Here is a 12204-nt window from a genome sequence, read left to right as displayed (position 1 = left end):
CTGACGTTAGGGGCGGCAGCCCCTCGGGGGATCGGTAGAAACACCTATACCGGCAGCTGAAGGCTGGTCGGCGGGGTGTCCGATAGGCGTCACCGCGCCGGCGGCCGTCTCGGACGCGATCACTTCTCGTTCCAGGTGTCGGTCTCGGTTGTCCGCCGGGAGCCCTGCTTCGACACCTGGCCGCTGGCGATTGTCCCGCCGGACACGTCGAGCGCCTCAACGACAAGGCCCGCGGTGGGGCGGGGCACCTGCATGGCCGTCCCGGAGCCGCTGACGGCGCTCCTCGCCACCTCCTGCCCATCGCGCAGGACGCGCACCGTGGTGGCGGCTGCCGGCGTCACCACGAGCAGAAGCTGCTGGCCCTCGCTACCGCCGGTGTCATCGTCGATGGACACGGCCAGCACGCCGGCGGGATCGGTCGGGTCTGCCGTCGCGGTGAAGGAGGTGCCAGTGCTGAGCACGCCGTCGGACCGTGGCTGATCGGGGGCGATCGACACCTCACCGACCCAGTCGCCCCCCACCCCGGGAGCAGCCAGGACCGTCACCTGGGCGTCCTCCACCAACGGCTCTCCAGCCGCCGGCGACGTGTCGCCCAGGCCGGTTGGGAGGCCAGCGAGGTGCCCGCCCCACACCACGCTCGGAAGGGCGGTCAGGCGGTAACCCTCCGACTGGGCCCACTGGTACATCAACTCCCGGGCACGTTGCTGCTCCGCGCTGCCGCGTACGCGGGACATCGCCGTCGCGAGCTGAGCGTCGGTGATCGGCTTGGAGGCCAACGAACCCGGACCGGGCGTTATCTGGCGAGTCACCGCGCCGCAGTCGACCCGCCACCACTCGGGCCGTTGGGTCCGCGCCGTACGGACCAGGTAGGACCCGGTCGGCTCCGGGGTCCACCGGAAGGTGTTTCCGTCGGGCAACGGTGAGCTGAGGAAGACGCAGCCGGCCGGAGCGATCGCCACGTGTGCCTCCTCCGGGCCGTCCACGGCCAGGCTCTCGTAGGGTTCCAGAGCGTCGCTGACCCCCCGGACGGAGGCGGTGCTGGCCAGTTCCTGGGCGCTGGCACCCTCGTCGGCGACCAGCCACACAGCTGCGCTCGGCCAGCCGGTGACCGGATCGGGCTGGTTACGGACGAAGGCGGCGAGGGCGACCCGGTGGCCGTCCACGTCGTCGGCGAAGAGGACCTTGACCCCGCTCACCGGCACCGTCAAGCGGGAGAATTCTCCCCGGCGCTGGGCGGCCAACAACTGTTCAGAGAGCTGACGCACGTAGCTGCTGACCCCGGCGACGGCGCCGCGCGGCGGCGACTGGAGGAGCCGGTCCGACCACGCCAGCACGGGTGCGATGGACTCGGACGGGTCGGCCGGTAGTGGCTGCGTGGTCCGGCCCGGGCTGGCGATGGCGAAGGCCGTGCTTCCCACGGTGACCACGAGGGCCAGAACCAGCCCCCCGAGGCGTCGCTGCCGGCTCCGTCGGTATCGCGCCCTCGCTCGGCCGTACGGGTCTGGCTGCGGGGTCAGTGTCCTGCTCAACTCTGCCAGGGCCTGGCTCAGCTCATCGTCGACGGTCATGGTGTTACCCCCGTCATCTTCGTCGTCCCGGTCGGTGCTGGATCAGCTGACGTTGGTGTTGGAGTCGGGGGCTGTGCCGACGGGGGCGCGTCCGGCGCCAGTGCCAGGCGCAGGCGAGCCAAGCCTCGTGATGCGCGACTCTTGACCGACCCGACGGAGCAGCCGAGAGCGGCCGCGACCTCCGCCTCCGGCAGATCGACCACGTACCGAAGCACGATCACGGCACGGGTACGAGGTGTCAGCGCCCGCATTGCCTCGTAGAGAGCGCGCCGTTCGGTAACCGTCTCGGTCATGTCCCGGGTGGGCCGCTCGGGGAAGAACGCAGTCACCACCTCGTGCATCCGGTGGCGACGCCAGACACTGATGTGCTGGTTGATCATGACGCGCCGCAGGTAGGCCATCGGGTCGTCGACCCGCCGCCACCGACGCATCACCTTCACCAGCGCGGCCTGCACCAGATCCTCGGCATCCTGGGTCGAGCCGGTGAGGTGGTACGCCACGCGCAAGAGATCCATGTAGCGCGTCTCGACGAACTCTCGAAAATGCTCGTCGTCAGCTGCCATAAGCCCCCGCCTCGATTGGTTACCTCTCACGACTCCGTCGGGGGTCAAAAGGTTGAAGGCGGGAGCCGGCTACCGGTTGCTACGAGTTGGTAGTCGCGGTCGTCGAGACCCAGATCAGGAAGACGATCGTCGCGACGACCCCGGTGACCGAGACCAGACCGGCCACCAGGGCCGCACGAGGCGCGTTGCGCCCGCGCAGCTCGAAAGCGGCGGTGATGGTGAACAGCAATGCGAACACTTCGAACCCAGCGAGCCCGAGCAGTCCGACGAAGCTCAGCAGACCCTCGACCATGTCGCGGCCACGAAAGATCAGCAGGGCGCTGTACGCCGCTCCCGCCCAACACACCGTCGCCAGGCCCGCCAACACGTACACGGTCAGGAGGGAAACGAAGGTGGCGCGGCCGGCCCTCGGGGTGGCAGGGGGTGCCGCCGGCGGGCCGTCGGGCGGGGTCCACGGTTGAGGCGCCTGGGGGTGGGTCATACGCGGACGCTAGCCACGCGGCCGTGGCACGGGAATCGGTCGACAGGGCTTGCCGGGGCAGACTAAAAGGCCAGGTGAGAGAAGATCTCACCTGGCCTTTTACCTCTGGTCGGGGTGGCCGGATTCGAACCGACGACCTCTTCGTCCCGAACGAAGCGCGCTACCAAGCTGCGCCACACCCCGAGGCGTGCCGACAAATAGTAGCCCACCCGCCCCGATGGTCAAACTCGGTACCCCCGCCGCCCCGGCCCTGCCCGGAGTGGCCAAGATCCGCACAACTACCGGGATGTTGCTGCCTCACGACGCGCCGAGGCAGCAACATCCCTGATGGTGCGCGAATCGCGAAGCGGCCGGGCGGGCAGCGCGGCGGTCAGCGGGGGATGAGGGTGAGGATGCTGGCCTCCGGGGGGCAGGCGAAGCGGATCGGGGCGGTCGGGTGGGTGCCGAGGCCGGCGGAGACGTGCAGCCAGGAGTCCGAGCCCGGCCACCGGTGCAGACCGCGCGCCATCGAGCGGGGCAGGCCGCAGTTGGTCACCAGCGCCCCGTAGCCCGGTACGCAGACCTGACCACCGTGGGTGTGCCCGGCCAGCAGCAGCCCGAAGCCGTCCGCCGCCATCTGGTCGAGCACCCGTGGCTCGGGTGAGTGCGTCAGCGCGATGGAGAGATCCGCCGAGGACGAGACCGCGCCGGCCACGGAGGGGTAGTCGTCCCGGTCGATGTGCGGGTCGTCGACGCCGACCAGGTCGAGCTGTCGGCCGCCGGCCTTCAGCATGGTCCGGGCGTTGTTGAGGTCGGCCCAACCGGCGCCGATGAAGACCTGACGCAGTTCCTCGTAGGGCAGCTCGACGCCTTCGGTGTACTCCCGGTCGGGCAGGAAGTACGTGAAGGGGTTCTTCAGCACCGGCCCGGTGTAGTCGTTGGAGCCGAACACGAACGCGCCCGGGTAGTCCAGCAGTGGTTGCAGGGCCCGCAGCACCCCGGGCACCGCGCCCGGGTGCGCCATGTTGTCGCCGGTCACGACCACCAGGTCGGGGTCGAGGGCGGCCAGCGATGCCACCCAGCGCTGCTTGCGCGCCTGGTCGGGCATCATGTGCAGGTCCGACAGATGCAGCACGCGCAGCGGCTCCGCGTCGGCCGGGAGCACCGGCACGTCGTACCGCCGCAGAGTGAACATGTTGCGCTCGACGAGCGACGCGTACGCCAGGGTGGCCGCGCCGATCGTGGCGGTTCCGGCGGCGAGCCGGAATAGTGTGCGCTTTCGCATGGCGTTCAGGGTAGTTTGACCGTCCATGAGCACGCTGAAGGACCGCCTCACTGCCGACATGCGTTCCGCGCTCAAGGCGCGCGACGAGCTGACCACCTCCACGCTGCGGATGGCCCTGGCCGCCGTCGGCACCGCCGAGGTCGCCGGCAAGGCCAAGCGCGAGCTCACCGATGACGAGGTGCTCGCGGTGCTGACCAAGGAAGCCAAGAAGCGTCGGGAGGCGGCGACCGCCTTCGCTGACGCCGGCCGCGCCGAGCAGGCCGCGAAGGAGAGCGCCGAGGGTGAGGTGCTGGACCGCTACCTGCCCAAGCAGCTCTCGGACGCCGAGCTGACCGAGCTGGTGTCGGGGGCGCTCGCCGCGGGCGGCTTCACCGGCAAGGCCCAGATGGGCCCGGCGATGAAGGCGGCCCAGGCCGCGGTGGCGGGCCAGGCCGAGGGTGGCCGGGTGGCCGCCGAGGTACGCCGACAGCTCGGTCTCTGACTCAGCGGGTCAGTGGCGCGGCAGGACGTCTTGCCGCCGCTCACTGATCCGCGCAGACGAAACGGGCGGGCACCCGAGGAGGGTGCCCGCCCGTTGTGTCCTACTCGTCGGCTCAGCCGTTCGGACGGCCGTTGCCTGGTCGACCGGGTTGGTTGCCGGGCTGGCCGCCCGGAGTGCCGTCGGTGTTGCCCGGCGTTCCGCCGCCACTGCTGACCTGGATGGTGACCACGCCATTCTTGATCGTGCGTCCGTCCGGACTGGTGCCGGCCGCGTCGCCGGCCTTGCAGGAGGACGGCACCTTCGCGCTGGAGACGACCGGCTCGAAGCCGGCACCCTTGAGCCGGGACTTCGCCTGATCCACCGAAACGCACTTCACGTCGGGGATGCTGCGCTGGTCACCCTCGGAGATCTTCTGGCCCGGCGGCTCGAACTTGATCCGCGGTTTGCCCTTCATGGCATCCCGCAGGGTTTCGTAGACCGGCGGGTTGATGCCGTCCTTCTGGGAGTGCTTCATCTTGACGTTCGTCTGCGGCCAGTCCGGGTCGGCCATGATACCGGCCACCGAGTACTGCTTGGTCATGGCGACCAGGGCGGCCGTCTTCTCCGAGTCGGTGGTGCCGGACTTGCCGGCCACCGGCGCGTCGACGATGTTCTTCACAACGGCGGCCGTACGGCTGCCACCGCACTTGCTGGTGCTCGAGTTGTCGCCGACCGGGCAGCGGGCGGCATCCACGGCGGCCCGTGCCACCTCGGTGCTGAACCGCTTCTCACAGCGCGGGTTGGCGATGTCCAGCTTGTTGCCCTCCGGGTCCCGGATTTCCTGCACCGGGATCGGCTCGCAGTACTTGCCGTCGGCCGCGAGGGTCGCGTACGCGTTGGCCAGGTCCAGCGGCGTGGTGGAGGAGACACCCAGGGTGAAGGCGCCCCACTGGTGAGCGTATTCCTTGGTCGCGGCGAACTTGGCGTCGTTGCTCGCCCGGAACTGGATGCCGGCCCGCCGGGCGGCGTCGACCACGTTCTCCGCACCGACCTGCTGCTGGAGCGGGACGAAGTAGGTGTTGATCGACGCGCTGAAGGCGCTCCACATGTTCTGCACGCCGCCGGCCTTGAGGCCGGAGTTGGTCGGGCAGTAGAAGTGGGTGCCCTTGCAGGCCGCCGGGCTGCTGCTGTCGATGATGTATTCCGACTTGAACTGCTGCGGCGCGTTCATCGAGTAGCTGAGCGGGATGCCCTTCTCCAGCGCGGCGACGATGCTGAAGATCTTGAAGGTCGAGCCGGCCTGGTAGCCGGTGATGCCGTTGCCACCGGTGAGTAGCGGGTTGACCGTCGCCGGGTAGTTGCCCCGGATCTTCTTCTTGCTCTTCGCTGGGTCGCTGGAGAGCTTGTTCTTCGGGTTCTTCGGGTCGTCGAGCTTGAACTGCCGGTTGACCGCGAGCGCCCGCACCCGGCCGGTGCCCGGCTCGACCACCGCGACCATTGCCGCTTCCTTGCTGTTCACGCTCTTGGCCTTACGGACCGCCTTGTCCGCGCCACGCTGCGCCTGGACGTCGATCGAGGTCACGACGGTGTAGCCGCCGCTCTTCAGCCGCCGCTCCCGGTCGTACGTGGTCGAGCCGAACGTCTCCTGATCCATCCACCAGCGGTAGAAGTAGTCGCAGAAGAAGCCCCACTCGTTGACGTTGGCGGCGACGCAGCCGTTCGGGGTGCGCTTGTCCTTCACCACCAGATCGGTCGCCTTGGCGACGTCCGCCTCCTGCTGGGTGATGGCCTTGATGTCGACCATGTTCTGGATGACGTAGTCGCGACGGTCCTTGGCGAGCGGGTAACCGGCCTCGGTGGTCGGATCGTTTGTCGTTGGCGCCTTGACCATGCCGGCCAGCAACGCCGCTTCCTCGATCTTCAGCTTGCTCGGCGACTTACCGAAGTAGACCTGGCTGGCGGCGTAGATGCCGTACGCGCCGTTGCCGAACGAGGCGAGGTTGAGGTAGCGGGTGAGGATCTCGTCCTTGGAGAATTCCTTGTCGACCTGGAGGGCCAGCCGCATCTCGCGCAGCTTGCGTGCGCTGGTGTCCTCGGTCGCCGCGACGACGTCCGCCGGGTGGGTGGCCGAGTAGGCGATGGCCAGCCGGACGTACTGCATGGTCAGCGTCGAGGCGCCCTGCCGGCCGGAGCCCTCGCTCTGGTTGTTGACGAACGCGCGGGCGACACCGTTGATGTCGACGCCGTTGTGCTTGTAGAAGTCATGGTCCTCGGCCGCGATGATGGCCTTCTGCATGAACGGCGAGATGTCGGGGAGTTTCACGTCCCGTCGGTTCTCGTCGTACATCGTCGCGAGCGGTGTCTTGCCGTCCGAGGCCAGCAGGTAGCTGATCTGTGGCGCGCGGGCCACCGTCAGCTCCGTGGGCAGGGCACCGAATGTCTCGGCGCCGGCCTTCGCAGCCAGGCCGGACATCGCTACCGCGGGGAAGGCCGCCGCAGCGACCACCACGCCGGCCAGCAGGCCACACACGAGTAGCGATGCGGCGTTGGTCAGCACATTGTGGTCACGTTTCCGCATCCAGGTCACCTCGACAGGGTACGCGAGTAGGGAACGAGGGGCGCTGGGGCGTTCTTTCCCCATTTCCTGCGCGCGCTGCCCTCGTTGTGCTAAACGCACGACCCCCGGTACTTGGTTGCGTGTGACCCGGCGTGAGTCTCCTCCGATTCGGTGAGGCGGCGCAGCGTTATCGCTGACCTCGGCGGGGTAACCGGCGGTCGAAGGCCCGGGAAGCCGGGAGTGTCCGGAATGATGGATTTCGTCGACAACGTTGCGTAATCAGTCGACTACAGAGCATGATGGGGGCGGCGACAGCGCCACATGTCGTCCGCGCCGCCTTGGGGAAGGCAGGCCGGACGATCGGGGGGAATTGCCGGCTGACGTGCATCGACGAGGTCGGTAGGTACTGCAAGGGGGGACGTGTACACATGGGCATGATCACTGACTGGCCGTCGCTTGCGGCATGTCAGAACGGGGACCCGGACGCGTTGTTCGTACAGGGCGCCGAACAGAACGTGGCGAAGCGGATCTGCCGGAGCTGCCCAGTTCGGTACGAGTGCCTGGCCGACGCGCTGGACAACCGGATCGAGTTCGGTGTGTGGGGCGGCATGACCGAACGCGAACGGCGGGCGCTCCTGCGTCGTCACCCGCAGGTGACGAGCTGGCGCAAGATGTTCGAGGCCGCGATGAAGAAGAACAGCAAGGACAAGGCCGGCAAGGACAAGATTCTCGTCAGCGCGGCCAACTGACGCCGGTCACGGCCGGCTGATCGCCGCGCCGATCGTCCGTAGCCCGTCGACGTCGTGCACGTCGGCGGGCTGCGCCGTGACCGAAACCGCCGGCACGGCCGGGAACGCCTCGGTGAAGCGTGCGGCGACCTGCTGCTCGCGTACCGCCTGGCGAGCCAACGCCGCGTGTGCCCGCAGCACGTCGGCGGTGGCCTCATGCCCACCCAGCTCGGTCAGCCGCTCGGCGGCGACCCGGCTCTGCTCGGCGTCCAGCTCCGGGACCGCCGGGCGGTGCACCCGGTTGAGCACCAGGCCGGCCAGCGGCATCCGCTCGTCCCGTAGTCGGCCCGCGAAGTAGGCGGCCTCCCGGACCGCGTCCGGCTCCGGCGTCGCGACCAGCAGGAAGGCCGTCTCCCGCGCCTGAAGGATTCGGTACGTCTGCTCGGCGCGCTGCCGGAAACCACCGAACATCGAGTCCAGTGCGGCAACGAAGCCGGACAGGTCGGTGAGCAGCTGCGCGCCGAGCACCTTCTGCACCACCTTCGAGAACATTCCGAACGAGGCCGTGACCAGGCTGAACATGCTCCGACCGCCGCTGCGCGCCGGGGCCAGCAGCAGTCGCAGCATCCGGCCGTCGAGGAAACGGGAGAGCCGAGCCGGCGCGTCCAGGAAGTCCAGTGCCGAGCGGGACGGTGGAGTGTCCACCACGATCAGGTCCCACTCGCCCCGGGCGTGCAGCTGGCCCAGCTTCTCCATCGCCATGTATTCCTGCGTGCCGGCGAAGGTCGAACTCATCGCCTGGTAGAACGGGTTCGCGAAGATCTCCGCGGCCTTCGTCGGGTCGGTGTGCTGCAACACCACGTCGTCGAAGGTGCGCTTCATGTCCAGCATCATGGCGTGCAGCTCGCCGCCGCTGCTCTCGACGTCGATCCCCTTGACCTGGCGAGGGGTGTTGTCCAGCTCGGTCAGGCCCAGCGACTGGGCCAGCCGGCGGGCCGGGTCGATGGTGAGCACCACAGTGCGCCGGCCGTGGTGCTCGGCCGCCCGCAGCGCCAGCGCCGCGGCCGTGGTCGTCTTTCCCACCCCGCCGGCACCGCAGCACACGACGATCCGTACGCCGGGGTCGGCGAGGATCTGGTCGACGTCCAGCTGCGGCGCCGCGTCTTCGGAAGGCACCAATCGAGCGTATCGGGCCGGTGGGTCCGCGCGCCCGTGCTGCGCTCAGGTGTGAGTCATTCGGCGCGGACGAGGGCCTGGGCCAGCGTCGCGAGCCCCGCCCGATCCACCCCGTCGGGCAGCAACGGCAGCTCAATCATCGGCAGCCCCAACTCCACCAGGTCGGCGCGGAGCGAATCCTCCAGTTCGCGCCGGATGAGCTGGTCACGCGCCTCATCGTGCAGTCCGGACACGATGTCCCGATCGGCCGGCAGCCCGGCGGCGACCAGCCCGCGCTTCAACTCCGCGGCGGTGACCGCCGGTCCTGCGGGCAGCGGGGGTCGGACTCCGTTGACGAGCACCTTCCCGACGCCGAAGCCGAGGGCCGTCAGGTCGGCGATCGCGTCGACCGTCTCCTGGGTCGGCATCTCCTCCAGCAGCGTGACCACGTGTACCGCGGTCATCGGGGACCGCAGCAACGCGGCGACCCCCTCGCTCTGGGTCTTGATCGGGCCCACCTTGGCCAGCCGGGCGGTCTCCGCCGTCACGTTGAGGAACCGGCCGATCCGCCCGGTCGGCGGGGCGTCCAGCACCACCGCGTCGTACGCGCGCCGCTGCCCGGTGGTGCGGGTGGTGGCCTCCTTCACCTTGCCGGTGAGGAGGACGTCCCGCAGGCCGGGCGCGATGGTGGTGGCGAAGTCGATGGCGCCGAGCTTGCGTAGCGCCCGGCCCGCCGCGCCCAGTTTGTAGAACATGTCCAGGTACTCGAGCAGCGCCTCCTCGGCGTCCACCGCGAGCGCGCGCACCTCACCGCCGTCCGGCGCGTCGGCGAGGTGCCGCTCCTCGTACGGCAGCGGCTCGATTCCGAACAGTTGGGCGATGCCCTGCCGCCCCTCGACCTCGACCAGCAGGGTGCGCCGGCCACCAGCGGCGAGCGCGAGGGCCAGCGCCGCCGCCACGCTGGTCTTACCGGTGCCGCCCTTGCCGGTCACCACGTGGAGACGGGCGGGCCATCCGGTACCGGCCGGGTCGATCGGACGCTCAGCTGCACACACCCGTCGAGCCTATCCAGGCTGGGCGGTCAGGCGACCTCGCAGACCCACCAACCCGTCTTCTGCACCACAGTGAAGCGCAACTCCTGGTCGGCGACCTTCTCGTCGGCGGTGGTCATGGTGAGCCGGGTGGAGACGGTGGCCCGTTCCCCGGTCTGGTTGTCCACCTTCGGGGTGGTCCACCGGAAGCGCGGGTTCTGGTAGGTGGAGGCGTACTTCTCCACCTCGGCCACCTTCGCGGCGATCTTGTCGTCGTCGCGGGAGGCGGCGCAGACGCGACTGGCCGCCTTGTTCGCGTCGCGATCCTTGTAGACAGCGGTGAGGAACTCGTCGACGGCGACCGCCGGCTCCTTGGCGCCTTCGCCGGTCTCGGTATCGCGCAGGGTCAGGAAGGCCACGACCCCGCCGCCCACGCAGAGCACCATGATCACGACCAGAGCGATCGCCGCGATCAGCAGGCCGCGCTTCTTCTTCGGCTCGGCTGTGCCCTGATAGGGCGGGTAGGCCGGTGGGGCCGGGGGGATCGACGAGGGGTTCGGGGCGCCCGGCGGCGTCGGCGCGGCGGCCGAGGTGGGGCCGCCGTGCCCGTCCGGCTGCCCGGCGCCGGTGGGCTGCCCCGGGAAGGTCGGCTGGCTGGCGCCGGTTGGCTGCCCGGGGAAGGCCGGTGAGGTGGGGGCGGCGGAGAGCGCCGGCTGGGCGGGAGATGCGGGGAGGGCGAGCTGCCCGGGCGGCGGAGCGGGGGTTGGCTGGCTGGGGATGGCCGGCGCGCCGGGCTGACCGGCGGGATCCGGGTGGGCCGGCGGGTGAGCGGGTGTGCCGGCCTGGTCGCCGCTGGGCGGGTGGGTCATGTCGTTCCCCCAGGGGTGCGGCGCCCGCCGCCACCCCTGGCGCCGAGCGTGATCGAGCGGGCGGCCGGGCGCAGCGCGACCGTCCGACCGGAAGGGTAGCGGTCGATGACCGCATCGGTGTCGCCCCTGCCTGTCGGGCGACCCAGCGATCCGGTGAGCGGTACCCGCGTCGCTTTCGGTGTCAGGCCCCCGACCTGCGGTGTGTCGCATATGTGACTGTTGGTGACCTCTTGTGCGCGTCCTGTTGGCGGGACCGTGGCCACAGACCTACCTTCGTCCGGTGCGGGGGCCGGAACGGACGAATGGGTCCGGGCCGGAAGCATGGTCCGAGAGGTACGACCGGAGGCAGTGCATGCGCGACGCGGACAACATCCCTCGCACCCAGTTCCCGACGAACGACCGGCCCCGCCGGGCCGGGTCCGTGGTCGAGGCCGGCGGGCAGGTCACCAACCAGCCGATCAACGAACGGTCGTACCGCCGGATGCCGGAGCAGGCGGAGACGGCCCGAGTGCCGAGCCAGCCCGCCGAGCGGACCCGCGAGGACGACGAGCCGGGCTTCGTCATCCACCTGCCGATCCGGGTGCCGAGTCTGGCGGCGGCGACCGTGCTCGCCGGCCGGGTCGCGGTGTCCCTGGGCTTCCTGCCTGAGCTGGACGCCGGCGAGACCACCGTCTCCAACGCCGACGATCAGAACAACCGGCACCGGGTCTTCTGTGACCTGCTGCTGCCCGACCGGTCCCGCTGCCCCCAGGGGTACGAGCACGAAGGGCGCTGCGGGGAGCTGCCGGCCGCGCCGGAGCAGCGTCCCGTACCTCGTCCGGCCAGCTGACCGTAGGCTGTCCCTCGAACAATTCCGCACCTAGAGGGAGCCCTTCAGCGATGCAGAAGTGGGAATACTCCACGGTCCCGCTGCTGGTCCACGCGACCAAGCAGATCCTCGACAACTGGGGCGAGGACGGGTGGGAGCTCGTCGCCGTGGTCCCCGGCCCGAATCCGGACCAACTGGTCGCCTACCTGAAGCGGCCCAAGGCGTGAGCAACGGTCCGCACGCGAAGCTCGCCGAGCTGGGTTTCGAACTGCCCGAGGTGGTGCCGCCGGTGGCCAGCTACGTCCCGGCCGTGCAGTCCGGGCAGCACGTGTACGTTTCCGGCCAGTTGCCGATGGCCGAGGGCAAGTTGCTGGCGACCGGCAAGGTCGGCGCCGGGATCTCCGCCGAGCAGGCGAAGGACCTGGCCCAGCGGTGCGCGCTCAACGCCCTGGCCGCGGTCGACTCGCTCGTCGGCCTGGAGAACGTGGTCAAGGTGGTCAAGGTGACCGGGTTCGTGGCCTCCGCGCCCGGCTTCACCGGTCAGCCCGCCGTGATCAACGGTGCCTCCGACCTCTTCGGCACCGTCTTCGGGGAGGCCGGCCGACACGCGCGTAGCGCGGTAGGCGTGGCCGAGCTGCCCCTGGACGCCCCGGTGGAGATCGAGCTGATCGTCGAGGTCGCCTGACGCGTCCCCTCCGCCCCGCGATCTTGCACTTTCTG

The 12204-nt window shown here is 69.9% G+C and carries 12 protein-coding genes, 1 tRNA gene and 1 pseudogene; 5 read left to right on the top strand and 9 right to left on the bottom strand.

Annotated elements, in window-relative coordinates:
* Nucleotides 1-119 precede the first annotated feature (119 nt).
* The 5 genes from ACQRWP_RS26850 to ACQRWP_RS26830 all read right to left on the bottom strand — a co-directional run bounded on the left by ACQRWP_RS26850 (nucleotide 120) and on the right by ACQRWP_RS26830 (nucleotide 3876).
* Entirely contained in the window at nucleotides 120-1568 is a 1449-nt protein-coding gene (locus ACQRWP_RS26850; protein WP_430498674.1) for a hypothetical protein, read from the bottom strand.
* Nucleotides 1565-2131: a SigE family RNA polymerase sigma factor gene (locus ACQRWP_RS26845; protein WP_430498672.1), complete on the bottom strand. Its 567-nt coding sequence runs from the start codon at nucleotides 2129-2131 to the stop codon at nucleotides 1565-1567. The genes ACQRWP_RS26850 and ACQRWP_RS26845 overlap by 4 nt, the downstream gene beginning before the upstream one ends.
* 79 nt (nucleotides 2132-2210) lie before the next feature.
* Complete coding sequence (locus tag ACQRWP_RS26840) at nucleotides 2211-2612, bottom strand: hypothetical protein (protein ID WP_430498670.1); 402 nt, start codon at nucleotides 2610-2612, stop codon at nucleotides 2211-2213.
* A gap of 106 nt (nucleotides 2613-2718) precedes the next feature.
* Nucleotides 2719-2795 (bottom strand) — tRNA-Pro (locus ACQRWP_RS26835).
* A 187-nt stretch (nucleotides 2796-2982) separates the two neighbouring features.
* Complete coding sequence (locus ACQRWP_RS26830; RefSeq protein WP_430498668.1) at nucleotides 2983-3876, bottom strand: metallophosphoesterase; 894 nt, start codon at nucleotides 3874-3876, stop codon at nucleotides 2983-2985.
* Between the two features lie 25 nt (nucleotides 3877-3901).
* On the opposite strand from ACQRWP_RS26830, the gene ACQRWP_RS26825 reads away from it, so the two are divergent.
* Nucleotides 3902-4357 (top strand): GatB/YqeY domain-containing protein, encoded by a 456-nt coding sequence (locus tag ACQRWP_RS26825; protein ID WP_030328082.1) that lies wholly within the window; start codon nucleotides 3902-3904, stop codon nucleotides 4355-4357.
* Nucleotides 4358-4469: 112 nt separating this feature from the next.
* Here the strand turns inward: ACQRWP_RS26825 and ACQRWP_RS26820 are convergent, their stop codons facing one another.
* Nucleotides 4470-6914: a penicillin-binding protein gene (locus tag ACQRWP_RS26820; RefSeq protein ID WP_430498666.1), complete on the bottom strand. Its 2445-nt coding sequence runs from the start codon at nucleotides 6912-6914 to the stop codon at nucleotides 4470-4472.
* A 407-nt stretch (nucleotides 6915-7321) separates the two neighbouring features.
* Between ACQRWP_RS26820 and ACQRWP_RS26815 the strand changes: the two genes are divergently transcribed.
* Nucleotides 7322-7642, top strand: a complete 321-nt coding sequence (locus ACQRWP_RS26815; protein WP_030328078.1) for a WhiB family transcriptional regulator — start codon at nucleotides 7322-7324, stop codon at nucleotides 7640-7642.
* Nucleotides 7643-7648: 6 nt separating this feature from the next.
* Here the strand turns inward: ACQRWP_RS26815 and ACQRWP_RS26810 are convergent, their stop codons facing one another.
* The 3 genes and pseudogenes from ACQRWP_RS26810 to ACQRWP_RS26800 form a co-directional block, all read right to left on the bottom strand.
* The gene (locus ACQRWP_RS26810) at nucleotides 7649-8800 is read right to left on the bottom strand and encodes an ArsA family ATPase (protein ID WP_410822253.1); all 1152 of its coding nucleotides are present in this window, start codon (nucleotides 8798-8800) and stop codon (nucleotides 7649-7651) included.
* Nucleotides 8801-8853: 53 nt separating this feature from the next.
* Nucleotides 8854-9831 (bottom strand): ArsA-related P-loop ATPase, encoded by a 978-nt coding sequence (locus ACQRWP_RS26805; protein WP_430498663.1) that lies wholly within the window; start codon nucleotides 9829-9831, stop codon nucleotides 8854-8856.
* Between the two features lie 26 nt (nucleotides 9832-9857).
* Nucleotides 9858-10445: pseudogene (locus ACQRWP_RS26800) on the bottom strand (hypothetical protein); the annotation flags it as partial.
* 583 nt (nucleotides 10446-11028) lie between these two features.
* On the opposite strand from ACQRWP_RS26800, the gene ACQRWP_RS26795 reads away from it, so the two are divergent.
* The 3 genes from ACQRWP_RS26795 to ACQRWP_RS26785 are packed head-to-tail and all read left to right on the top strand — an operon-like array spanning nucleotide 11029 to nucleotide 12169.
* Nucleotides 11029-11505, top strand: a complete 477-nt coding sequence (locus ACQRWP_RS26795; protein ID WP_430498661.1) for a hypothetical protein — start codon at nucleotides 11029-11031, stop codon at nucleotides 11503-11505.
* A gap of 50 nt (nucleotides 11506-11555) precedes the next feature.
* A complete protein-coding gene (locus tag ACQRWP_RS26790) occupies nucleotides 11556-11711 on the top strand; it encodes a DUF4177 domain-containing protein (RefSeq protein ID WP_007466198.1) in 156 nt (51 codons plus the stop codon).
* The gene (locus ACQRWP_RS26785; protein WP_430498659.1) at nucleotides 11708-12169 is read left to right on the top strand and encodes a RidA family protein; all 462 of its coding nucleotides are present in this window, start codon (nucleotides 11708-11710) and stop codon (nucleotides 12167-12169) included. The genes ACQRWP_RS26790 and ACQRWP_RS26785 overlap by 4 nt, the downstream gene beginning before the upstream one ends.
* Nucleotides 12170-12204: the final 35 nt, after the last annotated feature.

This window comes from Micromonospora trifolii (assembly GCF_050516465.1).
GTDB lineage: Bacteria > Actinomycetota > Actinomycetes > Mycobacteriales > Micromonosporaceae > Micromonospora > Micromonospora trifolii.
Note: the sequence above shows the minus strand (reverse complement) of the source record. Positions and strands in the feature narration are given on the sequence as shown.